Annotated in this window: 20 protein-coding genes and 1 pseudogene; 11 read left to right on the top strand and 10 right to left on the bottom strand. The window is 50.6% G+C overall.

Annotation, left to right across the window (positions count from 1 at the left end; all coding sequences use genetic code 11):
* Nucleotides 1-59 precede the first annotated feature (59 nt).
* Entirely contained in the window at nucleotides 60-203 is a 144-nt protein-coding gene (locus K8W53_RS20070) for a hypothetical protein (RefSeq protein WP_052939531.1), read from the bottom strand.
* On the opposite strand from K8W53_RS20070, the gene yjiS reads away from it, so the two are divergent.
* The gene (gene yjiS / locus K8W53_RS20065) at nucleotides 170-334 is read left to right on the top strand and encodes a DUF1127 domain-containing protein YjiS (RefSeq protein WP_000397917.1); all 165 of its coding nucleotides are present in this window, start codon (nucleotides 170-172) and stop codon (nucleotides 332-334) included. The two genes, K8W53_RS20070 and yjiS, sit on opposite strands and share 34 nt — an antisense overlap.
* 76 nt (nucleotides 335-410) lie before the next feature.
* Here the strand turns inward: yjiS and K8W53_RS20060 are convergent, their stop codons facing one another.
* Nucleotides 411-1,331, bottom strand: a complete 921-nt coding sequence (locus K8W53_RS20060) for a DUF5655 domain-containing protein (protein WP_023224850.1) — start codon at nucleotides 1,329-1,331, stop codon at nucleotides 411-413.
* A gap of 135 nt (nucleotides 1,332-1,466) precedes the next feature.
* Here K8W53_RS20060 and K8W53_RS20055 point away from each other — a divergent pair, with 135 nt between their 5' ends.
* Entirely contained in the window at nucleotides 1,467-3,320 is a 1,854-nt protein-coding gene (locus tag K8W53_RS20055; protein WP_023224851.1) for a DUF262 domain-containing protein, read from the top strand.
* Nucleotides 3,321-3,364: 44 nt separating this feature from the next.
* On the opposite strand, the gene symE is transcribed toward K8W53_RS20055, so the two are convergent.
* From symE to hsdR, 4 genes are all read right to left on the bottom strand, one after another.
* Nucleotides 3,365-3,685, bottom strand: a complete 321-nt coding sequence (gene symE / locus K8W53_RS20050; RefSeq protein WP_023224852.1) for an endoribonuclease SymE — start codon at nucleotides 3,683-3,685, stop codon at nucleotides 3,365-3,367.
* A gap of 216 nt (nucleotides 3,686-3,901) precedes the next feature.
* Nucleotides 3,902-5,674, bottom strand: coding sequence for a restriction endonuclease subunit S (locus tag K8W53_RS20045; RefSeq protein WP_023224854.1), 1,773 nt, complete (start codon nucleotides 5,672-5,674; stop codon nucleotides 3,902-3,904).
* On the bottom strand, nucleotides 5,674-7,143 hold the full coding sequence (locus K8W53_RS20040; RefSeq protein ID WP_023224855.1) for an N-6 DNA methylase: 1,470 nt from the start codon (nucleotides 7,141-7,143) through the stop codon (nucleotides 5,674-5,676). Before K8W53_RS20040 ends, K8W53_RS20045 begins: the two co-directional genes overlap by 1 nt.
* A 70-nt stretch (nucleotides 7,144-7,213) precedes the next feature.
* Entirely contained in the window at nucleotides 7,214-9,625 is a 2,412-nt protein-coding gene (hsdR, locus tag K8W53_RS20035; RefSeq protein WP_058654869.1) for an EcoAI/FtnUII family type I restriction enzme subunit R, read from the bottom strand.
* Nucleotides 9,626-9,766: 141 nt separating this feature from the next.
* Between hsdR and K8W53_RS20030 the strand changes: the two genes are divergently transcribed.
* Nucleotides 9,767-10,735, top strand: a complete 969-nt coding sequence (locus K8W53_RS20030; RefSeq protein WP_023224857.1) for a hypothetical protein — start codon at nucleotides 9,767-9,769, stop codon at nucleotides 10,733-10,735.
* A 115-nt stretch (nucleotides 10,736-10,850) separates the two neighbouring features.
* Here the strand turns inward: K8W53_RS20030 and yjiA are convergent, their stop codons facing one another.
* From yjiA to btsT, 3 genes are all read right to left on the bottom strand, one after another.
* The gene (gene yjiA / locus K8W53_RS20025) at nucleotides 10,851-11,807 is read right to left on the bottom strand and encodes a GTPase (RefSeq protein ID WP_000187838.1); all 957 of its coding nucleotides are present in this window, start codon (nucleotides 11,805-11,807) and stop codon (nucleotides 10,851-10,853) included.
* Nucleotides 11,808-11,817: 10 nt separating this feature from the next.
* Nucleotides 11,818-12,021, bottom strand: coding sequence for a YbdD/YjiX family protein (locus K8W53_RS20020; RefSeq protein ID WP_000460616.1), 204 nt, complete (start codon nucleotides 12,019-12,021; stop codon nucleotides 11,818-11,820).
* A 94-nt stretch (nucleotides 12,022-12,115) separates the two neighbouring features.
* Nucleotides 12,116-14,266 carry a pyruvate/proton symporter BtsT gene (gene btsT, locus K8W53_RS20015; protein WP_000379928.1) on the bottom strand — a complete coding sequence of 717 codons (2,151 nt, stop codon included), beginning with the start codon at nucleotides 14,264-14,266 and terminating at the stop codon, nucleotides 12,116-12,118.
* Between the two features lie 366 nt (nucleotides 14,267-14,632).
* On the opposite strand from btsT, the gene tsr reads away from it, so the two are divergent.
* The gene (gene tsr, locus K8W53_RS20010; protein ID WP_023224858.1) at nucleotides 14,633-16,294 is read left to right on the top strand and encodes a methyl-accepting chemotaxis protein; all 1,662 of its coding nucleotides are present in this window, start codon (nucleotides 14,633-14,635) and stop codon (nucleotides 16,292-16,294) included.
* 111 nt (nucleotides 16,295-16,405) lie between these two features.
* Here tsr and K8W53_RS20005 read toward each other — a convergent pair.
* Nucleotides 16,406-16,480 (bottom strand): annotated as a pseudogene (locus K8W53_RS20005) (GNAT family N-acetyltransferase); the annotation flags it as partial.
* 136 nt (nucleotides 16,481-16,616) lie between these two features.
* On the opposite strand from K8W53_RS20005, the gene K8W53_RS20000 reads away from it, so the two are divergent.
* The 7 genes from K8W53_RS20000 to K8W53_RS19970 all read left to right on the top strand — a co-directional run bounded on the left by K8W53_RS20000 (nucleotide 16,617) and on the right by K8W53_RS19970 (nucleotide 24,115).
* The gene (locus K8W53_RS20000; protein ID WP_017441754.1) at nucleotides 16,617-19,382 is read left to right on the top strand and encodes a sigma 54-interacting transcriptional regulator; all 2,766 of its coding nucleotides are present in this window, start codon (nucleotides 16,617-16,619) and stop codon (nucleotides 19,380-19,382) included.
* Between the two features lie 101 nt (nucleotides 19,383-19,483).
* Nucleotides 19,484-19,906 (top strand): PTS sugar transporter subunit IIA, encoded by a 423-nt coding sequence (locus K8W53_RS19995; RefSeq protein ID WP_000820693.1) that lies wholly within the window; start codon nucleotides 19,484-19,486, stop codon nucleotides 19,904-19,906.
* Nucleotides 19,907-19,920: 14 nt separating this feature from the next.
* Entirely contained in the window at nucleotides 19,921-20,382 is a 462-nt protein-coding gene (locus tag K8W53_RS19990; protein WP_000634729.1) for a PTS sugar transporter subunit IIB, read from the top strand.
* Between the two features lie 25 nt (nucleotides 20,383-20,407).
* Nucleotides 20,408-21,187, top strand: coding sequence for a PTS mannose/fructose/sorbose/N-acetylgalactosamine transporter subunit IIC (locus K8W53_RS19985; RefSeq protein ID WP_000228863.1), 780 nt, complete (start codon nucleotides 20,408-20,410; stop codon nucleotides 21,185-21,187).
* Nucleotides 21,165-22,013 carry a PTS system mannose/fructose/sorbose family transporter subunit IID gene (locus tag K8W53_RS19980; protein WP_052939529.1) on the top strand — a complete coding sequence of 283 codons (849 nt, stop codon included), beginning with the start codon at nucleotides 21,165-21,167 and terminating at the stop codon, nucleotides 22,011-22,013. The genes K8W53_RS19985 and K8W53_RS19980 overlap by 23 nt, the downstream gene beginning before the upstream one ends.
* A 12-nt stretch (nucleotides 22,014-22,025) precedes the next feature.
* A complete protein-coding gene (locus K8W53_RS19975; RefSeq protein WP_023195053.1) occupies nucleotides 22,026-23,087 on the top strand; it encodes an SIS domain-containing protein in 1,062 nt (353 codons plus the stop codon).
* 17 nt (nucleotides 23,088-23,104) lie between these two features.
* Complete coding sequence (locus tag K8W53_RS19970) at nucleotides 23,105-24,115, top strand: SIS domain-containing protein (RefSeq protein ID WP_000900313.1); 1,011 nt, start codon at nucleotides 23,105-23,107, stop codon at nucleotides 24,113-24,115.
* Nucleotides 24,116-24,145 lie beyond the last annotated feature (30 nt).

Here is a 24,145-nt window from a genome sequence, read left to right as displayed (position 1 = left end):
CTTTTTGCAGCGAAGGACGCGGATCTTAAATCAGAACGAAATAAGCGAACAAAACCCCCTCAATTGTCCTCCTTATTTATCCACGTTGCACTAACCGTGCTTTTTATCCCGGTATTGTTTGTACAGACATTCATGATGCCCGCATTTTCTGTTCTATGCGGAGGCCGGTATGGAATTTTACGAGAACCGCCCCAGACAACCATTCATTGGCTTTGTGCAGCTCAGACGGGCGCTAAAAAGGTGGTGGCTGCGTAAGCGGGCCTGTCAGGCGCTGCGACGAATGAGTGACGAGCAGTTAAGGGATATTGGGTTGGAAAGGAAGGATGTGGAATAACAGATAAGAGCCAGTAAAACTGGAAAGGCTGGATAATCTTATCTTAACCTCTCCAGTAGGCGGGTATCCTGGAACGCTAATTTTCCTGCCAGGCTTTCTCGATCAGCAGCTTGGCTTTATCCAGATCGTGTTCGTTACGCACAATCAATTCGACGTCGCCGGTTCCCCAGTGGCCAATATGCGTGACGTCCCGGCTAAATCCTTCTTCAAGCTGGATATGCTGTGGATTGATTTTCAGCCACAGGCGTAGGTGTGGGTCGGTCACGGGATAAACGGCTACGCACAGAAAGTTGCGAATGAGGCGGAAGGCGTCATAGAGCTTAAGCTCTTTAAACTGAACCTCATCACTGAGTGACAGCACATAGCTTTTTAGCTGTTCATATAATGAAAGCAGCGCGGGAGAGGCCGAAGAGAGCTGTTCGCGCTGCGTGCGGGTATGGCGTTTACCGCTGCTGACGGAACCGTTCGCGATGATGTACTGAGGGCTATTTTCGACCACGGCGTTAACCAGTTCCAGCATTAACAGGTCGTCGGCAAAAAGCTTGTAGCGAATCAGGTTGATATTGCGGTTGATTTGCTGAACGGCATGTTCGTCGTATTTATTAAAATCGGCGGCAATACAGATTAACCGTGTGCCGGACCAGTCAATGGCTTTGGCCGCGGTTTTACTTATTTTTTCCATCACCAGCAACTGAAATTCCGCTTTATGATCGAGCAGCCAGTCGAGATAAAACAGCCCCTGGTTAATGACGTTTTCATTGCTGTGGCGCTTATATTCAATAATCACCGGGCAGTTATTTTCATCGAGGCCGAGGGAATCAATTCGCCCACGATGGGTTTTACCCGTGTGGTATTCGGTCTCGAGAAAGCGGACGCCAAGGAACGTTTCCATATGGGATTCGATCAGCATTTGCAGATCTTTTTCAATGGCTGCGGCTTTGCCCGGCAGTTCTTGTACTTTCCCGCCACCGAGGCGGAAAAGCTGGATATCGCTCATGGATCCCTCCTGAATTTCATATTACCGGGTATGATACTGCACAGAGTAGAATCAGAAAGCATAAAATTGAGTCTGAGGATATGTTATTTGTGGTAATTTATTAATTTGAAAAGAGAAAATGGCAGGAGCGCCAGAATGAGTACGTTTGACACGACGAAAATTGCTTTAAAAGATATCCTGGGGCAGATTACTGATGGGCGGGTACAGTTGCCTGATTTCCAGAGAGGGTGGGTATGGGATGATGAGCATGTCCGGTCTTTGCTGGTCAGTATTGCCCGTTCTTTTCCCGTTGGTGCGGTTATGCTGCTGGAGACTGGGGGAGAAGTTCGCTTCCAGGTGCGTCCAGTTGAAAATGTAGAATTGCAGAAAACCGAGCCTGAGATGTTGATTCTGGATGGCCAGCAACGTTTAACGTCCTTGACTCAAGTCCTGATGCTGGATACGCCCGTTAAGACTTTTAACGAGAAAGGAAAGCAGATAGACCGTTTTTATTATATTGATATTGAGGCCGCTCTGGACAATAGGCTTGATGAAGCTTTTATTTCTGTTGAAAAGTCTAAAAAAGTAACGATGAATTTTGGTCGTGATATAAAAACTTTTGTTAACTCATTTGGGGAAACGGTTGAAATGGATTTTTCTACCGTGCAAAAAGAGTGCGAAGCATTATTTTTCCCTTGTAACCAAATTATCAACTCTGATGCATGGGAAAGTCATTTATATAAGTGTTCACAAGAAAAGTTTTTCACTTATATGCAGTTCCGTGAAAAAATTCTGAATGCCTTTAGGAACTATTTGCTGCCTGTTATTAAATTGGGTAAATCAACTAGCAAAGAGGCCGTTTGCCTGGTGTTTGAAAAGGTTAATACCGGTGGTGTTCCACTATCCGTATTTGAACTGGTGACCGCCAGTTTTGCGGCTGATGGGTTTAATCTTCGGGATGACTGGTTTGGCAGTAATTTGCGTCAAAAATTTGGCCGCCGAAATGTACTGAATAAAGAAGCTATCCTACAGGGCGTAGAGCCGACAGACTTTTTACAGGCTATCAGCATATTGAATACGCTAAAAAAACGGCGTGCCGATCTGGCCGAAGGGAAGACAGGGAAATCAGTTACTGCAGTAAGTGCTAAACGAGTTTCAGTATTAGCGCTTTCTCTTGAAGATTATCATTGCTGGGCCGACGATGTGGAAAAAGGCTTCTTACTTGCCGCTAAATTTCTCCATCATGAATGTTTTATGCACTCATGGGATCTGCCTTATCGTACGCAGCTTGTGCCGCTGGCGGCAGTATTATCGCAATTACAAGGCAATTGGCTGGAGCCCAAAATTTATGACAAACTGGCGCGCTGGTTCTGGTGCGGTGTCCTGGGGGAACTGTACGGCGGCGCGGTAGAAACACGTATCGCAAACGATGTGGAAGAGTTACTAAACTGGATTGAGAGGGACGGTGAAGAACCGCGTACCATTTATGAAGCATCATTCCAGCCCGGGCGTTTATTGACGTTACGCTCCCGATTGAGCGCCGCGTATAAAGCGCTAAGCGTGTTGATCCTACGCAATGGTGCTCAAGACTTTTTCTGGAAGTCGACGATCCAAAAGTTAGATTATGGTGAGATTGCACTCGATATTCACCATATTTTCCCAAAGATATGGTGCGAAAATAATAATATTAGTCCAGCAGTGTATAACTCTATCATTAATAAAACATCAATCTCCTATAAGGCCAATCGAATGATTGGTGGGAGATCTCCGGCTGAGTATCTGTCGCAGATCCAGACGCATCCGCAGGTAGGTCTGGAGAATGCCGAGATGGATGCGATCCTACGCAGCCACTTTATTGAGCCTTCGCTGTTACGGCAGGATAGTTTCGAGGCATTTTTTGCCGATCGAAAAAAACAATTGCTGAAATTGATCGAAGCGGCAATGGGGAAAAATATTAGTCAGGATGATGTTGCTGAATTAGAGACAGCAACAGACGAGATTGATGTCTGATACTGCAACCCAGGTACGAATTAAATCGCACCTGGGTTTCCTGCCTATTTAGAAGAAATCACGCGGATAAACGTTTGAACTTGCTTTTGTTTACGTACTGACAGCTTGCTTACTTGCCGTAAAGACTCAACCAGCTCAGGCTCTGGTGGTTTCACGGTCAGCACGATGCAGCCTTCCATCACCTTAATATCCATTTTGCTGCCGGTGGTAAAACCGGCGGCTTCCAGCCACTGGCCTTTCATGATAATCGCCGGAATATGCTGGTGATCTTCAAAGCGGCTCGCATAACTGACGGTGCCTTTACGGTTATTTTCCGGGGAGACTTCTGGATCGGTGAATTCTGCAATACAATGCGGGGTAGTCATGATGGCTATTCCTCTAGAAATAGTGATTGTGATTAGCGAGGCGCTCGTGTTGCAGCACGGGCGTCTTGCGAAAAATACCTGGATATATCATCAGGGAATAGAAGGAAAGTCCAGCTGAAAATGAATGAAAATAACGGCGTGGATGCGGGAATGGATTATTTTTGGTGATGGGAATAAAGCGGCTATTTAGCCGCTTTATTGGTTTCTGGGGGCGGGTTAATTGATGGCGGCGTCGGTGAGGGCGTCGGCCAGGTGGAGCTGGGTTTGTTGGGCGGATTGGATAGATATTTTTAGGTTATCACAGATAAAAATATATTCTCTTATTTTTGACAAAATCAAATTTTGTTGATTAAGAGGTGGTAATGGAATTTTTATACCTCTGATCTTACCTACACTGAGATTATATAGACCGCTGGTGGTAACAGCGAGCCGCTGCATTTCTTTAATACCAGATGGAGAGTTAAGATATAATGCAATAAATTCTTGATATCCTTCCATTATTCCTCGAACTCTTATCAAATGATTTTGATAAACACATTTTTCTATTGGAGCCAACCAAATAGCACAACGACCAATTTCATCAGCACTACCATTACCTTCAACAATTAGAATGTCATTTTTTTTCAACGACCAAAAAGTTAACTCATGAGATTCTAGTTCGAATCTCTCAAGCTCATCAATATTAATATTACCTCTTTGGACATTAGCAACCCGTAAATAAGGAAAATGGTTCTTAACAGGCCGTCTTTTGGGTTGTTTTTGTATTCCGCCGGAAACAAACGTTAAGTCATTAATACAGCACCATTCCCACCCCTCCGGCAGCTCAAACGGTTTTTCCTCATCGCTAATCGGTGGCAACGGTTTTTGCTTTTTCATTTTCCCGTCTTTCACCAGTTGCGCTTTTTCCTGCGCAATACGTTTAAGTAGTTCAGAGGCCGGTTCGTCGTTCGGATCCTGCGGCACCAGTTTGCCCATCACCGCCAGTTGCAGAATGGTCTGTTTTAAGGCGTCAATGCTGGCTTCGGTGGTAAACAGCGTGTCGAAATGCTCGCTGATACGCGCCCAGTTTTCGGCCAGTTCATCGGCGTTCTGGCTGTCGGCTAGCGCGTTTAGCAGGGTTTCAACCAGTTGTTGGTGAGCGTCCAGACTGGTCAGGGAGTGCTGTTCCAGTTGGTCGCAGAGTGTCATTAGCTCCGTAATTTTATTAACAATGCGAGATTGCTCATCTAGTGGTGGTAATGGAACTAAAAAACGAGCTAAATCTGTAGCTGCCAGATTAGGTTGGGCTGTCCCATTATCATATTTATTTATAAAATCATAAGATAATGGCGCATCGAAATATAAATGAATATATTTATTAAATGTAGGCTTAAAAACACGAACGATTACTAGTGATGAAGCAATTGCTCCTGATAGGTTTTGTACAATTGCTGATTTACCTAGAGAACCTCTAAGACAAAATAAAATATCACCACCGAGGAATTTTCCTGAGCGGAGAATGCTAAAATGTTCTGGTGTAATGAATGTCATGTCTTCTTGTCGTATATTTCCATTTTCAAGATGACCTGCGTTGACAAATGGTATTCCTGTCTCTACTAGTGTTGACTTATTCGGATAGTTTTTACTTCTGTCACCATTTTCTAATGAACATATTTCTTGTAATGCAACCCACTCCCACCCCGCCGGCAGCTCAAACGGCTTCTCTTCCTCGCTAATCTCCGGCAGCGGCTTTTGCTTTTTAATTTTCCCTTGCTTCATCAGCTTGGCCTTTTCCGCCGCAATACGCTCCAGAAGTACCGACGCCGGTTCGTCGTTCGGATCCTGCGGCACCAGCTTGCCGCGCACCGCCAGCTCCAGAATTAGCTCGCGCAGCTTCTTAATGCCGTACAGGTCAATCTTACCCGAGCTGCCGCGCCCCGCCGTGGAGCGGGTTTGCTGCGCCGTGGTCCAGGTGTCGATATGGTCGACAATCAGTTTTTCCACCGCCATCAGTTGGCCTCCTTACCGGAGAGCGCCGCGCCGAGGATATCGCGCAGCTGGTGGCGCAGGGTCTGAATTGCTTCCTGCTGCTTCGCGTACTGTGTGAGCAGTTCGTCCGGGTCGTGGCTGACGGTTTCCGCTTGGTGCGGGTTCTTGATATCGAGGTTAAAGTTGCGGGCAATCACCTCGTCGATGCTGACCTTCCACGCCTGTTCGTTCTCGACGCGGCTGGCGAAGCCGTCGGCCTCGTTGCCCCACCAGTCGATCTCGGCCTGGAATTCCTCAAACTTCATCGGTTTGGTTTTGCTGTAGTTCTTCACGCCCGCCGGGTACGGGTGCTCGTAGAACCAGATCTCTTTGGTCGGCTGGCCTTTGGTAAAGAACAGCAGGTTGGTTTTGATCCCGGTGTATGGGTTAAACACGCCGTTCGGCAAACGCACGATGGTGTGCAGGTTGCACTCCTCGGTGAGCAGCTTTTTAATCTTGGTTTTCACCCCTTCGCCAAACAGCGTGCCGTCCGGCAGCACCACCGCCGCGCGGCCGTTTTTCGCCAGCACTTCAATGATCAGTTGCAGGAACAGATCCGCCGTTTCGCGGGTCTGCATATCGGAAGGGAAGTTCTTCTCGATGCCGTCTTCTTCGGTGCCGCCGAACGGCGGGTTGGTGATAATCACATCCATCTGCTCGTCCCAGGAGGAGAGCGGTTTGTTCAGCGTGTTATCGTGGCGGATCTGTACTGGCACTTCGATGCCGTGCAGCAGCATATTGGTGGTGCAAAGCAGATGCGGGAGCTGCTTTTTCTCCACGCCGTGGATCTGTTGTTGCAGGATCTGGCGGTCAGCCACCGTGTGCGCGTAGTGATTTTTTACATGGTCAAAGGCGCAGGCGAGGAAGCCGCCAGTGCCGCAGGCCGGATCCATAATCGATTCGCCGAGCTTCGGATCGACGCGATCGACCATAAAACGGGTTACGGCGCGTGGGGTGTAGAATTCACCCGCGTTGCCCGCCGCCTGGAGATCCCGGAGGATCTGTTCATAGATATCACCGAACAGATGACGCTCGCTGGCGCGGGTAAAATCGATCTCGTTCAGCTTGTTGATCACCTGACGCAGCAGGGTACCGTTTTTCATGTAGTTATAGGCATCGCTGAATGCCTGCTTAACCACATAGCCGCGCGGGTTAATATCGATCTGCGCGGGCAGATCTTTTAGCGTCGGAAACAGGTCGTCGTTGACGAACGCCAGCAGTTTGTCGCCGGTGATCCCTTCGTTATCGGCCGCCCAGTTGCGCCACAGGTAGCGCTCCGGCATCGGCAGCCTGTATTTTTCCTGCTCGATTTCCAGCGCCTGTTCCTGGGCGTCGAAGATCTTCAGGAACAATAACCAGGAGAGCTGACCCAGACGCTGTGCGTCGCCATCGACGCCTGCATCTTTGCGCATGATGTCTTGTAATGATTTGATAGCCGAGCTGATTGACATGGGGTCGTCCCTTTATAAAAAAACAAAGCCACCTGCGGCAGACGGGCCGCAGGTGGCGTAATCAGGATGTTCAGGCGGAGCGGGGAGGAAGCTGGTAAATTTCGCTTTCTAGGTCACTCACTGCCTGCATATAGGTGCCTTTGTCACCAAAGCCGTCGGTGATGATCTCCTGCAGAGTGCCCATCTGGTCGAACGGTTTGAGCTTCAGTACCTGAATATTCTCGATTTCTTCCACGCCCGCATCGGCGTATTTGTCCAGCAGATTGCTGAGTACGCTCTGGGCGGCATCGGAATATTTGGTGAAATAATTACGCTTGCGAACATTGTCTGCGCGCTCTTTGCGCGTGAGCGGCGGCTGACCATACACCACATGACAGAGCATGTCGAACGGGTCAAGATCTTTGCCCACCTCTTCCGCCAGAACATCCCAAAGGATGCCCTGTAATTCGAGCTCTTTGATCACCGCCGCTTTGCGGTCAGCATCTTGCCATTTCCGGACAAAATCATCCAGCGAGGCGCATTCTTTGAGCACGGTTTTACGGGTGTAATCTTTGAAGGATTCGGTGACCAGCCTGCCGTCGGCGTCGTAATACTGGACGCGTTGCGAGACCACACCAACGGTGACGCCGTTAATGTGGAATTTACGGACCCGGTTGTCTTCCTCTTCCGGTAACGGGCTGGTGGTGTAGGTGGCCGGATCTTCGTCTGCCCCGTTGATATCTTCGTCGGCAAACACGTCAGGCGTTTCTTCCTCCAGCGTTTCGTTGAACCCGGAGTCCGGGTCCGCAATGTCATCTGGCGTGGCTTCCATCACTTTTTCCGGGATACCGTCAAAGCGCTCGTCGGCAAACAGTTCAGTGGCCTTTTTGAAATCAAGAATGGTGAACCACAGTTTGCCGTAGTCTTGTTCGATGCGGGTACCCCGGCCAATGATCTGTTTAAATTTAGTCATTGAGCGGATGGTTTGGTCCAGCACGATCAGTTTGCAGGTCTTAACGTTTACGCCAGTAGTCATGAGTTCTGAGGTGGTCACAATCACCGGCCATTCTTTTTTCTTGTCGCTGAAATTCTGCAGCTGGCCTTTCCCTTCTTCGTCATCACCGGTGATTTTCATCACATATTTATCGTTACGTTTTACCATCTCCGGGTTGAGGTTGATCAGCGCCCGGCGCATGCGTTCAGCATGCGGAATGTCTTCGCAAAACACGATGGTTTTATCCATCGGATTGGTGCGTTTGAGGTAATCGGTAATGGTTTTCGCCACCAGTTCAGTCCGCTCGTCGATGACCATGGTGCGATCAAAATCTTTCTGGTTATAGATTCTGTCATCGATCAGTTCACCGTTGAGGTCGCTCTGGCCGCGCACGGGTCGCCAGCCTTGTAAATCAACATCAATATCGACACGAACCACTTTGTAAGGAGCGAGGAATCCATCCTCGATCCCTTCTTTCAACGAATAAGTGTAAATAGGATCGCCAAAGTAGTCGCTATTGGAGACCTCGTGAGTTTCCTTCGGCGTGGCGGTCATACCAATCTGTGTGGCGGAGCTGAAATAATCCAGAATTTCACGCCAGGCGCTGTCTTCAGAGGCGCTGCCTCGGTGGCATTCGTCGATGATAATCAGATCAAAGAAATCCGGCGAAACCTGCTTAAACGCTTTTTGATGCTCTTCATTGCCGGTTAACGCCTGATAGAGCGCAAGATGGATTTCGAAAGCGGGGTCGAGAGTGCGCCCGGTGATTTTGGTCATTGCGGAGCCGAAAGGCTGAAAGTCATCAAGTCGGGTCTGGTCAACAAGGACGTTTCGGTCTGCCAGGAACAGAATGCGTTTTTTAACGCCTGACCGCCATAAACGCCAGATAATGTGAAACGCCGTCAGCGTTTTACCGGTTCCTGTCGCCATGACCAGTAATAATCTGTTTTGCCCGTTAGACACAGCCTCCAGCGTTTTGTTGATGGCCTGAAGCTGGTAGTAGCGCAGCCGCTTTTCGCTGCCGTCGTTGTAATAATCCTGGGTGACGATCGGCATTTGCGCGGCGGTGTACCCTTTCCACTGGCAGTATTTTTGCCACAATTCGTCAGGCGTTGGGAATTCGTCGAGGGTAATTTCTCGCTCAATCGCGCCAGTTGCCGTTTTATCGTGGAAGATAAAGCCGTCGCCGTTAGAAGCAAATGCAAAGGGAACATCCAGTAGGTGGGCATAACCCAGCGCCTGCTGCATGCCTTTGCCGATTTCATGTTTATTGGCTTTGGCTTCAATCACCGCCAGCGGCATGTTTAATTTGTGGTACAGCACGATATCGGCAGATTTCACCGTTCTACGCGCCGCGACTTTGCCGCGCACGATGACCTTACCGTCCCGGAGTTTGACCTCTTGTCTGATTTGCGTTGTGTCGTTCCAGCCAGCATCAAGGATGGCGGGCATAACGCGTTTGGTAATGATGTCTGCTTCCGTCAGGGTACTCAGGTTCAGGTCAGCCATTGGGGATTCTCATCGAATAGCGATGCGCAAATTCTACACACAAAATCAGATGAAATCATTACACTCTGTGTGCATTATTGGTGTTAAGTCTCTGTTTTAGATGAATTCGTGAATTCTGTACCCAACATATAAGGTTTTAATATGGAAGTTATTAAGATTTGGAGATCCTTTCTTAAACATTTTAAACAGAAAAAATTAGATTCTGCGGTGATTGTCTATGGCGTGATCGCAATCTATTTAATCCCCTATAAATTTCCTTTAAAAAGTTACCTAGTTGCATTTCTCTTTGTATCTATTCTAATATTCTCTTGCACTCAAGGAAATCGAATTAGGGAATATATCAGTTTCTTTGTACGCACAGACAATGATCATTTATTGACTCGGTTTGCTGGTATTCTATCGCTAACTGCATGGTCAATTTTTTTGCTTTTGTTGTTGTCTGCTAATGTGTTTGTCAACACCATAACGTATTGGTTAGCTATTTTATTTTCAGTCTCTATCCTCATTAGTAGCATTTTGACTATTTTAGATTTTGCCAGAAATAATACAGCAAAAACCTTTAAGGTAATCGGCTTGGCGGTTACCGCATTTTCAGGTGTTTTTGTTTTTACTAGTAGTTACTCTGCCAGTATTTTCTGGCAAATCAGTAATCTGGAGCTATCCTCTTCTCCATGGTTAGAATATTGTTGGAAAGCCACCGCATTTCTTATGTTTTTCCTGTGGTTATCACAACCTATTTGCTATGGGCTATTTCTGCGTTACGGTGATAAAGCAAAAGGGTATCGAATCTTTACATTAACAGGTGCTTTTATTATGTCTATGTTTTTGTTTCTGCTTGTTCCTGTGTTGATTGGTGATGTCGCTTATTTTGTGCTAAAAAAGACCATCAACCATGAATGGCGCAATGAAGCAAAGTGCGGTGAATTGGAAGTGAAGAATAAAAACGAAAAATATTTTGGTTTTAATACTGATAAATATACTGTGTTTTATTCGGATAAAAATGATAAGTGGGGTTTCTATGAGATCACCTGCAAAAAAGGGAGCGACAGGAGAGATACTTATAGTGTGGAGCCTTTGCCGGAGTATAATATCCCCTCGTGGTTAAGGTAGTTTGTATTTATCATTATGTAGTGGTGCGCTGGTGGAAGATATAATATGGTAACGGTGAATAGAGAGTGCCATATCTGCTCTGAAGGCCATCATTCTGTGATGGCCTTGATGCGGGTTACTTCCTTAACCCCGCAAATGCCGCTCTGATCTCGTCTTCCGGTAACTGGATCCCGATAAATACCAGCGTGCTGTGCGGCGTTTCGTCGCCCCACGGTCTGTCCCAGTCGGCGCTGTAGAGACGCTGCACGCCCTGGAACAGCAGGCGGTTGGGTTCGCCGTCGATCCACAGCATCCCTTTGTAACGCAGCAGTTTATCCGCTGATTCCAGCAGCAGGTTTTCCATCACCCGCGAAACCTCGCTGATATCCACCGGGTAATCCAGCTCCACCACAATTGACGACACATCGTTCTGTTTATCGGCAATAAAGTGGAAACGCGGTTGGCTTGCCAGCACGTTCTCTTCCAGCATAAAGCCGCTGGTATTAAACAACTGACTCAGGTCAATATCGCCGTGTACCACGGTGTAAACCGGGGCGCGGGCGTTGATACGCGCCAGCCGCTCGCGCAGTTTCTCGCTGTCGCCTGCCACGTCGGTTTTGGTCAATAGAATGCGGTCGGCGTAGCCTATCTGCGACTGGGCGATGGTGAACTGGTTCATCTGCTCGTTAGCGTGCACCGCGTCGACCAGCGCAATCACGCCGTCTAACAGGTAGCGTTCGCATAATACGTCATGGGAGAAAAAAGTCTGAATAATCGGGCCGGGGTCAGCCATGCCGGTGCATTCAATCACCAGACGGTCGAAAGCAATATCGCCGCGGTCGCGGCTGTCGAGCAGGTCTAATAGCGCATCTTCCAACTCGTTGGAGCGGGTACAGCAGATGCAGCCGTTAGTCAGGGTTTTGATCTGTGTGGCGCGATCGCCAATCAGTTGATCGTCAACGGAGACTTCGCCAAATTCGTTTTCGATAACGGCGATTTTAAAACCATGTTGTTCGTTGAGGATATGGCGTAGTAGGGTGGTTTTGCCGGCACCAAGAAAACCGGTAAGTAGGGTAACTGCAATCGGGGTCATAGTCTCTCCATTAACAACAGCGCATACCGCCTTTGCCATCGCCGCCGTAACGTGCTTGCTGACGTTCGCGGAAGAACTCTTCATAGGTCATGTACGGCTTGTCGGGATGGTTGGTTTTCATGTGCTCGACATAGTTGTCGTAGTCCGGAATACCAATCAACATTTTTGCCGCCTGGCCGAGATATTTTTTTGCCTGACCTAAAGTATCAAACATTCTGCCGTCCTGTTAATGAATAAAGCCGGATGGCGGCTTGCGCCTTATCCGGCCTATACTAGCCGGGAGCGCTGTGCGCTACCCGGCATCAGTTTTAGTGGTGTGAAGAGATCTTCACGCCGCCTTCCGGCACGGGCACATACGGGGTTTCTTTGTCGGTACGTTTATCGCTGTTGCGTACCTTCATCCAGGTGGTGAAACCGTAGAAGATAATACTGTACACCACCACCAGGAACAGAATACTCAAACCAGCGTTAGTGTAGTTGTTCACCACGATATGGTTCATGTTGGCAATCTGCTGCGCGGTCAGGTTGGTGCCGTTGGCAATCTTCTCTTTATACAGGTTTGCCATGTAGAAGAAACCTTCCATCTGTGGGTTGGCGCTGAACAGTTTCAGGCCCAGTGCCCAGGTGGTGCAGATCAGCAGCCATACCGCCGGGATTACCGTCACCCAGATGTATTTGGTGCGCTGCATTTTGATCAGTACCACAGTGCTCAACACCAGCGCCACGGCGGCCAGCATCTGGTTAGAGATACCGAACAGCGGCCACAGGCTCTTCACGCCGCCCAGCGGGTCGACCACGCCCTGATACAGCAGATAGCCCCACAAACCGACGCAGCCTGCGGTACCGATGATACCCGCGACCAGAGAATCGGTTTTTTTCAGGAACGGGACGAAGTTACCCAGCAAATCCTGCAACATAAAGCGGCCGGAACGGGTACCCGCATCCAGTGCGGTCAGGATAAACAGTGCTTCGAACAGAATACCGAAGTGATACCAGAAGCCCATATCCGCCATCGGCAGGACTTTGTGGAACACATGCGCGATACCTACTGCCAGCGTTGGCGCGCCGCCTGCGCGGTTCAATACTGACGGTTCACCGATATCTTTCGCAGTTTGCAGGATTTGTTCCGGGGAAATCACAAAGCCCCAGGAGCTGACGGTCGCCGCTGCATGTGCGGTAACGTCTTTCAACTGCGCCATAATCAGCGGCGCGTTCTCGCCGCCCATCTCGTGCAGGTTTGGCATGGTAATGCCCAGACCCGCCGGCGGGGTGTTCATCGCGAAGTAGAGACCCGGTTCAATGATCGAGGCCGCCACCAGCGCCATCACCGCAACAAAGGACTCCATCAGCATTGCGCCGTAGCCGATAAAACGCGCATCGGTCTCACAGGCCAGCAGTTTCGGCGTGGTACCGGAAGAGATGAGCGCGTGGAAGCCAGAGACGGCGCCACAGGCGATGGTGATGAACAGGAACGGGAACAGAGCGCCTTTCCACAGCGGGCCGGTACCGTCGACATACTGCGTCAATGCCGGCATTTTCAGTTCCGGGTTGAGGATCACAATCCCCAGCGCCAGACCGACGATCACGCCGATTTTCAGGAAGGTAGCGAGATAGTCGCGCGGGGCGAGGATCAGCCATACCGGCAGCAGCGCGGAAACAAAGGCGTAGCCGATCAGCGCGAAGGTAATGGTGGTGTCTTTAAAGGTCAGCGCCGGGCCCCAGTAAGGGTCGTGGGCAATCACGCCGCCAAAGTAAATAGACGCCACCAGCAGCACGATACCAATAACGGAGACTTCGCCTACGCGTCCCGGACGCAGGAAGCGCATGTAGATGCCCATAAACAGCGCAATCGGCACCGTTGAGCAGACAGTGAAGACGCCCCACGGGCTTTCGGCCAGCGCTTTAACCACAATTAATGCCAGCACCGCGAGGATGATGATCATAATTAAGAAGCAGCCGAACAGCGCGATGGTGCCTGGAACGGTCCCCATCTCTTCTTTGATCATCTCGCCAAGAGAGGCGCCGTTACGGCGGGAGGAGATGAACAGCACCATAAAGTCCTGCACTGCGCCCGCGAGCACTACGCCCGCCAGCAGCCACAGTGTCCCCGGCAGATAGCCCATCTGCGCGGCCAATACCGGCCCGACCAGCGGACCTGCGCCGGCGATGGCGGCGAAGTGGTGACCAAACAGCACGTAGCGGTTAGTCGGCACGTAGTTCAGGCCGTCGTTATTGATGACCGCCGGCGTCGCGCGCGTCGGGTCGAGTTTCATGACCTTCTGGGCGATATACAGGCTGTAGTAGCGATAAGCCACCAGATAGACGGAAACGGAAGCGACCACGATCCACAGGGCGCTCACGTGTTCACCCCGACGTAGGGCAACGACCGAGAGGCAGAAAGCACCGATGATTCCGAGAATCACCCAGGGTATGTGCTTGAATATCTTTTTCGTATCCATAGTAAAACCTGGTTGTAAGTTTAATTATCAGCCGAAGCTGGGTGGACATTGAGTTCGTGTTTGAGGAGGTAGATTGACTGCTATGCTGAGAGGATCTTGCCAGATCATCGCGCGCGTAAAGTTAGGTAAATCAGTGAGTGGTTGTATGGCGGTTTAAGCGGTCGGACGTACCGGTAAGCGGTTTCGCAGAGGAGGGCGTGGGCTATTTTATGTGATTGAGATCACGATATAAAATGGGACGATCCTTGTTGCGCGGGGCGTCATAACGACTTAACTGAGCTAATCGTGATATTAATGGCGCGCATCCCATAAAGTTTTCCCTTTCCAGGCCGAAAATTCTGTATCTGTCTAGCGGAAAGAGAAAACATGTTAAAGCGAATTAAAATTGTTACCAGCTTACTGCTGGTATTGGCGCTATTTGGCCTTTTACAACTGACATCCGGCGGGCTGTTCTTCAACTCGCTGAAGAATGACAAAGAAAACTTCACCGTATTGCAAACCATTCGTCAGCAGCAGTCTGCCCTGAATGCAACCTGGGTGGAGCTGTTGCAAACGCGTAATACCCTGAATCGCGCGGGTATCCGCTGGATGATGGACCAGAGCAATATTGGCAGCGGCGCAACTGTCGCTGAACTGATGCAGGGGGCGACCAATACGCTGAAGCTGACCGAAAAAAACTGGGCGCAGTATGAGGCGTTACCGCGCGATCCACGTCAGAGTGAAGCGGCTTTCCTTGAGATCAAACGAACCTATGATATCTACCACGGTGCGTTGGCGGAGCTTATTCAGCTTCTTGGCGCGGGTAAGATTAACGAGTTTTTTGATCAACCGACTCAAAGCTATCAGGACGCTTTTGAGAAGCAGTACATGGCCTATATGCAGCAAAACGATCGTCTGTACGATATTGCTGTTGAGGATAACAACAGTTCCTACAACCAGGCGATGTGGGTACTGGTCAGTGTGCTGATTGCCGTTCTGGTGGTCATTATCGCCGTCTGGTTCGGCATCAAACTGTCGCTTATCGCCCCGATGAATCGTCTGATTGAAAGCATTCGTCATATCGCCAGCGGCGATCTGGTGAAGCGTATCGACGTGGAAGGCTCCAACGAAATGGGGCAGTTGGCTGAAAACCTGCGTCATATGCAAAGTGAACTGATGCGTACCGTTGGCGATGTACGTAACGGCGCGAATGCGATCTATAGCGGCGCCAGCGAGATTGCGATGGGCAACAACGATCTCTCTTCCCGTACTGAGCAGCAGGCAGCGTCTCTGGAAGAGACCGCCGCCAGTATGGAACAACTGACCGCCACCGTGAAACAGAACGCCGAAAACGCCCGTCAGGCCAGTCACCTGGCATTGAGCGCCTCTGAAACAGCGCAAAAAGGCGGCAAAGTAGTGGATAACGTCGTACAAACAATGCGCGATATCGCCTCCAGTTCGCAGAAAATCGCCGATATTATCAGCGTAATCGACGGTATTGCTTTCCAGACCAATATCCTGGCGCTGAATGCGGCGGTAGAAGCGGCGCGCGCAGGCGAGCAGGGACGCGGGTTCGCGGTGGTGGCCGGTGAAGTCCGTAATCTGGCCCAGCGTAGCGCGCAGGCGGCACGAGAGATCAAGAGTCTGATTGAGGATTCCGTGAGCCGTGTTGATGTAGGTTCGACGCTGGTCGAAAGCGCCGGTGAAACCATGGATGAGATCGTCAATGCAGTGACCCGCGTGACCGATATCATGGGCGAGATTGCCTCGGCGTCTGACGAGCAAAGCCGTGGCATCGACCAGGTGGGCCTGGCGGTAGCGGAGATGGATCGCGTAACGCAGCAGAACGCCTCGCTGGTGGAAGAGTCCGCCGCCGCGGCTGCGGCGCTGGAAGAGCAAGCCAGCCGTCTGACCCAGGCCGTCGCGGTGTTCCGTATTCACCAGCAACAGCAGCGTGCGCGTGATGTGGCTGCGGTAAAAACCCCGGCAGCCGTGTCGTCACCAAAGGCCGCAGTGGCCGACGGCAGCGATAATTGGGAAACGTTTTAAGGGCGCATGGTGAACAGTCGGCCTACAGATGATCGTAGGCCGGATGAGATGTTCACACTTTTGCCTGATGGCGTAGCGCTTACCAGGCCTGGCAGTCCGCGCAGGCCGATTTTAAACCAGCATCAGGCGCATGGCGCAGCGTGATTCATACGCCAGGCCGTGCGCCGCTTCCTCCTCTCTTTTCTGATATCGCGCGCTAATCCAACGTTGAGTGAAGGTGTGCGGTGATCCACAAAAAATGAATAAAGCGAGAGAACGCACGACAGGAGAGCCTTGTTTCGCGGCATCATAATTGCTGATGTGATAATCGTGAGAGGATACGATGCGCAAAGATGCCCTGCTTGCTTTCCTGATGAACCAAACGGATTTTTTTGATCCGGAAAATGTCAGTGAGGTGTTTACCGCGCGCTATCTGGCGCAGCGTTTTAATATGCAGCGTAATACCGCCAGCCATTATCTGAACCAACTGGTGGCGCAGGGCGTGCTCTGTAAAATCAATACCCGTCCCGTCTATTTCCTGCATAAGCAGGCATTTAGCCAACAGTTTTTTACCCTTTCGCGTAATGAATACGCCAGCGTCGCGGAGCTGTTAGCGCACGGGGAACAGGAATGCGCGCCGGACGATCACTTTTCTCTGTTGATTGGTCATAACGAAAGCCTGAAGCGCCCGATTGAGCAACTGAAAACCGCGCTGTTTTATCCCGACGGCGGACTGCCGCTACTGATGACCGGCGAAAGCGGCACCGGGAAAAGTTATCTGGCGCAGCTCATGCACGAATATGCCATCGCCCAGGCGCTTCTGTCGCCGGATGCGCCATTTATCAGTTTTAATTGCGCCCAGTATGCGAGCAATCCCGAACTGCTGGCGGCGAATCTTTTTGGCTATGTGAAGGGCGCGTTTACCGGCGCGCAGAGCGACAGACCGGGCGCGTTCGAGGCGGCTGACGGCGGCATGTTATTTCTGGATGAAGTCCACCGGCTGAGCGCCGAAGGGCAGGAGAAGCTCTTTACCTGGCTCGATCGTGGTGAAATTTATCGGGTAGGCGACACCGCGCAGGGGCATCCGGTTTCGGTACGTCTGGTATTTGCGACGACCGAAGAGATACACAGTACCTTTCTGACGACATTTTTGCGACGCATTCCGATTCAGGTCAACCTGCCGGATCTCCAGCACCGCAGCCGCCAGGAAAAAGAGGCGCTGATCTTACTGTTTTTCTGGACGGAGGCGAAAAAACTCTCGGCCACGCTTATCCTCAAACCGCGTTTGTTGCAGATCCTCAATCAGTATGTTTATCGCGGCAACGTCGGCGAGCTGAAAAATGTGGTGAAGTATGCGGTGGCGACGGCATGGGCGAAAAAGCCTGGGCAGGAAACCGTTACCGTGTCGCTGCACGATCTGCCGGATGCCATGCTGTCGGCATTGCCGTCACTGAATGAACCGCTGGCGGACGACACGCCGGTGAGCATCTCGCCCGACACGAACCTTACCTGGCTGCTGCGCGCCCGCGACGAGATGCAGGGCATGATCCATGATACGCAGTGTCATGTGCTGGCGCTATACGAACTGGTACGTAGCGGGAAAGAGGAGTGGGAGACGGTACAAAAAAGAATGGGCGATGAAATTGAGACCCTCTTCGATCGCCTGATTTTTACCGGCGACGATAATGTGCACTCACAGCGGTTGCTGTTAATTACAAGCCAGGTGCGGGAAGAGTTTTATCGTCTGGAGAAGCGTTTCAATATGCAGCTTAACGGCAACTGTATTTACGCGCTTAGCCACTATTTAATCCATCGTACCGCACTGGCGCCTTCTCGTCTCAACAGCGAGCAGATCCGCCAACTGGACTCCTTCCTCGCCCAGAAATATCCGCTGCTGTACAGCTTCTGTTTACAAATTCTGGAGACGCTGGGCCAGAAGCTGGATCTGGAGCCGAGACGCATTGATATGCTGCTGCTGGCGCTTTGGCTGCATAAACAGGGGGCTAACAACCAAAAACAGGTGACGCATGCGGTGATTCTGGCGCATGGCTATGCCACCGCCAGCAGTATCGCCAACGTCGCCAACCGGCTACTGAAAAATACGATTTTTGAATCGTTCGATATGCCGCTGGACGTCACGCCGGAGGCGATAGCTCAACAGGTGATGCGCTATCTGGAAGAGCATCCGCTCGCCTCCGGCCTGATGATTCTGGTGGATATGGGATCGCTCAAGGCCATTCATCGTCATTTTGATCGCGCGCTTTCCACGCCGGTGACGATTATCAACAACGTCTCGACCAGCATGGCCCTGTATGTAGGGGAGCGTATTTTACAGGGGCATTTTATTGAAGAGATCGCCCGCGATATCGCCCGGGATGTGCCGGTCGAGTATCAGCTCTACTGGCCGAAAAGCAACAAACCGCGCGCCATACTGACCACCTGCGCGACCGGTATCGGTGTGGCGACTAATCTTTGCGCATTACTGAGCGCCAGTATTCCGCAGGCGCTGGAGATTGACGTCGTCGCCTGCGATTATGCGATGCTGGCGAGCAATAAAACCCAGGAGCCGGTATTTATGCGCTACGACGTACTGGCGATAGTCGGCACGCTAGACCCGCACATCGCCAGCGTGCCGTGGATTTCGCTCGACTCGCTGATCTCCGGCGAGGGGAATCACTATCTGATGCGGCTGTTTGGTTCGCTGACCACGCCGGAGCAGGTGGCGGAGATCAACAACCTGCTGCTGAAAAACTTCTCGCTCCGACGAGTGATCGAATCCGTCACCATCCTCGACACCAGCAAAGTCATCAACCACGTTGAGCAGTTTCTGCTGCGCTATGAGCATCTGGCGGGCGTTACCGTCTCGAATGAAAGAAAGGTGGCGCTCTATGTGCATATTAGTTGCCTGATTGAGCGTCTGATCCGCCATGCGGGTATTACTGCCTGGAGTGGGCAACAGTGTCCGGAACAGGAACTGAATCGGCTACGGGAAGCGTTTAGTGTCATTGAGAGTAACTACAGTGTCAAAATCCCCACCGCCGAGCTTGGCTATATCCATAATATCCTGACCTTCGAAACAGAACTTATCGAGCAAGATCAACAGTTTTAACGATTTCCCTCTGTTAACCCACATCTTTTTTCGGCGCACCACTTTTTCTGGCACGCCGCTTGCTCTCTTTTATCACAGTGGAATGTGTTTTAGAGGTCAGGATGAAGAGACATTATATTTTCGCCAGCCACGGCACGCTGGCCAGCGGGGTTTTAAACTCCGTGGAGCTGATTTTAGGCAAACGGTCAAATGTCTGGACGCTGTGCGCTTACGTTGAAGAGAGCGTGGATTTAAGCCAGCAGGTAGATACGCTAATTGCCCGGATCCCGCCGGAAGATGAAATTATTGCGCTGACCGATATTTTTGCCGGCAGCGTGAATAATGAATTTGTCCGTTATTTATCACGGGAAAATTTTCATCTGCTGGCAGGGATTAACCTGCCGCTGGTTATCGATCTCTTTATGTCGGAAAACGATGGCAATACCACGCATACCATAATGACGGCGTTAGCGGATTCAAAAGAAAATATTCAGTACTGCAATCAAACTATCACCAGCGCCATGCAAAGCGATAAAGATTTTTAAGGGGAGGAAGCGTCATGATTGTTTTTTTACGGGTGGATCATCGTTTATTACATGGACAGGTCGCCTTTTCCTGGACGCAGTACGTTGGCGCAGACTGTATTTTAATTGCCAACGACAGCGTACCTAATGATGACCTGCGTAAAACCACCATTAAAATGGCGAAGCCGCCCGCGGTGAAGCTGGTTATTAAAAATATTGCCGATTCAATTGAAGCGATAAAAAGCGGCGTTACCGATAAATATAAACTTTTTATTGTTGTTGAATCCGTGGCGGATGCGTACCGGCTGGCGCGCGAATTACCCGACATTAAAAGCATTAATTTAGGCGGCACGAAGGTACGTGAAGGGAGCCAGAATATTGCTAAAGCCATCAATCTGTTAGCGGATGAAATGACTCAACTTCGGGAGCTGGCGGCTGGCGGAGTAGAGATAGAAATTCGGCTGGTGCCTAACGATCGTAAACAACTTTTTGCCTGAGCGGATACCCTCCTGAGGACATATTATGGTAGAGGCGCTTTTACTTGGACTGGTGGCGTTTATCGCCCAGTCTGAATATGCATTAGGGACGTCGCTGATTTCCAGACCTATCGTGACCGGACTTTTAACCGGACTGGTGCTGGGCGACATGGAAACCGGAATTGTGATGGGCGCGACGCTGGAGTTGGCGTTTATCGGTTCCTTTTCGGTGGGCGCGTCGCTGCCGCCGGATGTGGTCACTGGCGGTATTTTAGGTGTGGCCTTTGCGATTAATTCCGGCGCTGGGGCGGAAACCGCGCTGTTATTAGGTTTGCCTATCGCGACACTGGCGTTAATTGTGAAAAATATCTATAACGGAATGTTTATTCCGTTGCTCTGTCATAAAGCCGATGCTTACGCTGAGATGGGGGATACCCGGGGCATTGAGCGTATGCATTTAATCTCCGGCATTGGGCTGTCGCTGACGCTGGGGATTATCGTCACGGTCTCTTATTTAGCGGGCGTGAATATGGTTAAAGGTTTTCTGGATGCCATTCCAGAATTTATTAAACATGGATTAAGCGTTGCCACCGGTATTATTCCCGCGCTGGGTTTTGCCATGCTGGCGCGCTTATTAATTAATAAAAAGGTCGCCCCCTATTTTTTCCTCGGTTTTGTTTTAATGGCGTATTTAAAAATTCCGGTGACGGGTATTGCGATTCTCGGCGCGATCGTCGCCGTCGTGATGGTCAATATGCCGAAATTTGCGGCCTCGCAACCGGCACCTGCGCAAGGAGCGTCTCATGACGATGAAGATGATTTCTGATAAAGACCACCAGCAGGCGGAAACCACTGGTCTGGTCACCGCGCGTGATTTACGCCGCGTCTTCTGGCGGTCATTCCAGATGGAGTTTTCCTGGAACTATGAACGACAAATGAACCTGGCGTTCGTCTATACGCTCATTCCGGTATTAAAGAAACTGTATAGCCGAAAAGAAGATCTTGCCGAAGCGCTAAAACGCCATCTGGCTTTCTTTAATACCACGCCGCACATTGTGACGTTGATCCTCGGTATTACCGTGGCGATGGAGGAGAAAAATAGCCAGCAGAAAGAGATGGACGCCAGTTCTATCGATAACGTCAAAGCGTCGTTAATGGGGCCGCTGGCGGGTATTGGCGACTCTTTTTTCTGGGGAACATTGCGTCTTATCGCCACTGGCATCGGTACCAGCCTGGCGCTGAAAGGCAATATTCTGGGGCCGATTTTATTTCTGCTGGTGTTTAACGTACCGCATATTCTGGCCCGCTGGTTCTTTACCCGCTGGGGCTATGTGCTGGGAACCGGCGTACTGCAACGTATTCAGCAAAGCGGAATGATGGAAAGCCTAACCTATGGCGCCTCGATTATCGGTCTGATGGTGGTTGGCGCGATGACGGCCTCCATGATTGATATCACCATTCCCATTACGTTTGGTACGGGAGAGGCGAAAACCCATGTCCAGGACATTATTAACGACATCATGCCTTGTCTGCTGCCGTTAATTAGCTTCGCCATTGTGTACTGGCTGTTAGGGAAAAAAGTGAAACCGTTAACCATCATTGGCGGTATTGCGCTGGTGGGAATTTTCGGTTCCTGGATAGGGTTATTTTAAGAGGGATACACAATGTCACCAACCATGCTGACCTATATTAACGAAGAGTCTGACGTCCTGGCGAATATTATTCGCCGCCATCGCCAGTCGCTGGAAGAAGTATCGCGGTTCGCCAGCCAAAAAACGTTACGGCGAATCCTGATATTAGCCACCGGATCGTCGTTGAATGCCGCCTTTTGCGCCCGTTATTTCTTTGAGCGCTGCGGTATCTCTATCGATATTAAAGAGCCGTACACCTTTAGCCAGTATGAGAATAGCGATCCGCAAGCCGATATGGTTATTGCTATTTCCCAGAGCGGGAAAAGCGCTTCTACCCTGGAGGCGATGCGTAAAGTTCAGGCGCAGGGACGTCCGGTATTCGCTCTGACCGCCGATCCGCAAAGCCCTCTTGGCAAGGCCAGTGATTATCCACTGGATATTCTGACCGGGATTGAGTCCGTCGGCTTTGTTACCCGTGGATTTAGCGCGACGGTACTGAATCTGTTGCTTATCGCGTTGTTAATTGCCCGTCAGCAGCAGCGACTGACGGAATCGCAGGTCGAGGAGTATGTGGCGCAGCTTCAACGCATCGCGGCAACCCTGCCGTTGGTTATCGTGCGTACGGAAGCGTTTATTCACCAGCACCAGTCCGTTTTACGAAACGGGACGCGTTTTGTGGCGATAGGCTACGGCGCGCTGGTTGGGGTGGCAAAAGAGTTGGAAACTAAATTTACCGAGACGGTACGTGTTCCCTCAAGCGGGTTTGAGTTGGAAGCCTATATGCACGGCCCGTATCTGGAAGCCAATGCGGAACACGTGATGTTCTTCTTTGAGGACCGGCCCGACGCGCGCTCCAGGGCGCTACGGGAGTATATGACGCCTGCGGTCGCCAAAACCTTTACTCTCACGCTGGCGAAGGCGGCGCAGGATGACCAGACGCTTGCGCTGGATGTAGCGGTTGATCACCATTTCTCGCCATTGCTGTTGATTGTGCCGGTACAACTCATGGCGTTTCATATCGCCTCACTGAAAGGCATCGACCTTTCGGTACGCATTTTTGACGATTTCGATCGCGTTTTAAAAAGTAAAATCTGAACAATCAGGAGAAAAATATGTTGGGTTTTAATCAGGACGAGTACCTGACGAGTGCTCGTGAGATCATCGCTGCGCGCCAGAAGGCAGAACAGGTTGCTGACGAGATTTATCAGGCCGGGTTCAGTTCTTTATTTTTCGCCTCTGTTGGCGGTTCACTGGCGCCAATGATGGCAATTAATGAATTTGCCAAAGAATTAACGACGTTGCCGGTTTATGTTGAGCAGGCGGCAGAATTAATTCATAAAGGAAATAAGCGGCTGAATAAAGACTCTGTGGTTGTTACGCTGTCTAAATCCGGTGATACCAAAGAATCGGTGGCGATCGCCGAGTGGTGTAAAGCGCAGGGAATACGCGTAGTCGCTATTACCAAAAATGCGGACTCTCCGCTGGCGCAGGCGGCGACATGGCATATTCCGATGCGTCACAAAAATGGCGTGGAATATGAATATATGCTGCTGTACTGGCTGTTTTTCCGCGTGCTGTCGCGCAATAACGAATTCGCCAGTTACGATCGCTTCGCCAGCCAACTGGAAATTCTGCCGGCGAATCTGCTGAAAGCGAAACAAAAATTTGATCCGCAGGCCGATGCTATCGCCAGCCGTTATCATAACAGCGATTATATGATGTGGGTCGGCGGCGCGGAGATGTGGGGCGAGGTCTATCTGTTCTCCATGTGTATCCTGGAAGAGATGCAGTGGAAGCGCACGCGCCCCGTCAGCTCTGCGGAATTTTTCCACGGCGCTCTGGAGCTGCTGGAAAAAGACGTTCCGCTCATTCTGGTGAAAGGGGAAGGGAAATGCCGCGAGCTGGACGAGCGCGTGGAACGCTTCGCCAGTAAGATTACCGATAACCTGGTGGTGATTGATCCGAAAGCGTATGCGCTGGACGGCATTGATGATGAGTTCCGCTGGATCATGGCGCCCTGCGTCGTCTCGACACTGCTGGTTGATCGGCTGGCGGCGCACTTCGAGAAATATACCGGCCACAGTCTGGATATTCGTCGTTACTACCGTCAGTTCGATTATTAACAGAAAGGGGCGTGTAGCATATACAGTGCC

Source organism: Salmonella sp. A29-2 (assembly GCF_020150755.1).
Taxonomy (GTDB): Bacteria; Pseudomonadota; Gammaproteobacteria; order Enterobacterales; family Enterobacteriaceae; genus Salmonella; species Salmonella enterica.
Note: the sequence above shows the minus strand (reverse complement) of the source record. Positions and strands in the feature narration are given on the sequence as shown.

Coding starts and splice junctions, on each gene's coding strand:
- yjiS (WP_000397917.1), top strand. CDS start 170: ATGGAATTTTACGAGAACCGCCCCAGACAACCATTCATTGGCTTTGTG.
- K8W53_RS20070 (WP_052939531.1), bottom strand. CDS start 203: ATGGTTGTCTGGGGCGGTTCTCGTAAAATTCCATACCGGCCTCCGCAT.
- K8W53_RS20060 (WP_023224850.1), bottom strand. CDS start 1,331: ATGAGCGATATCCAGCTTTTCCGCCTCGGTGGCGGGAAAGTACAAGAA.
- K8W53_RS20055 (WP_023224851.1), top strand. CDS start 1,467: ATGAGTACGTTTGACACGACGAAAATTGCTTTAAAAGATATCCTGGGG.
- symE (WP_023224852.1), bottom strand. CDS start 3,685: ATGACTACCCCGCATTGTATTGCAGAATTCACCGATCCAGAAGTCTCC.
- K8W53_RS20045 (WP_023224854.1), bottom strand. CDS start 5,674: ATGGCGGTGGAAAAACTGATTGTCGACCATATCGACACCTGGACCACG.
- K8W53_RS20040 (WP_023224855.1), bottom strand. CDS start 7,143: ATGTCAATCAGCTCGGCTATCAAATCATTACAAGACATCATGCGCAAA.
- hsdR (WP_058654869.1), bottom strand. CDS start 9,625: ATGGCTGACCTGAACCTGAGTACCCTGACGGAAGCAGACATCATTACC.
- K8W53_RS20030 (WP_023224857.1), top strand. CDS start 9,767: ATGGAAGTTATTAAGATTTGGAGATCCTTTCTTAAACATTTTAAACAG.
- yjiA (WP_000187838.1), bottom strand. CDS start 11,807: ATGACCCCGATTGCAGTTACCCTACTTACCGGTTTTCTTGGTGCCGGC.
- K8W53_RS20020 (WP_000460616.1), bottom strand. CDS start 12,021: ATGTTTGATACTTTAGGTCAGGCAAAAAAATATCTCGGCCAGGCGGCA.
- btsT (WP_000379928.1), bottom strand. CDS start 14,266: ATGGATACGAAAAAGATATTCAAGCACATACCCTGGGTGATTCTCGGA.
- tsr (WP_023224858.1), top strand. CDS start 14,633: ATGTTAAAGCGAATTAAAATTGTTACCAGCTTACTGCTGGTATTGGCG.
- K8W53_RS20000 (WP_017441754.1), top strand. CDS start 16,617: ATGCGCAAAGATGCCCTGCTTGCTTTCCTGATGAACCAAACGGATTTT.
- K8W53_RS19995 (WP_000820693.1), top strand. CDS start 19,484: ATGAAGAGACATTATATTTTCGCCAGCCACGGCACGCTGGCCAGCGGG.
- K8W53_RS19990 (WP_000634729.1), top strand. CDS start 19,921: ATGATTGTTTTTTTACGGGTGGATCATCGTTTATTACATGGACAGGTC.
- K8W53_RS19985 (WP_000228863.1), top strand. CDS start 20,408: ATGGTAGAGGCGCTTTTACTTGGACTGGTGGCGTTTATCGCCCAGTCT.
- K8W53_RS19980 (WP_052939529.1), top strand. CDS start 21,165: ATGACGATGAAGATGATTTCTGATAAAGACCACCAGCAGGCGGAAACC.
- K8W53_RS19975 (WP_023195053.1), top strand. CDS start 22,026: ATGTCACCAACCATGCTGACCTATATTAACGAAGAGTCTGACGTCCTG.
- K8W53_RS19970 (WP_000900313.1), top strand. CDS start 23,105: ATGTTGGGTTTTAATCAGGACGAGTACCTGACGAGTGCTCGTGAGATC.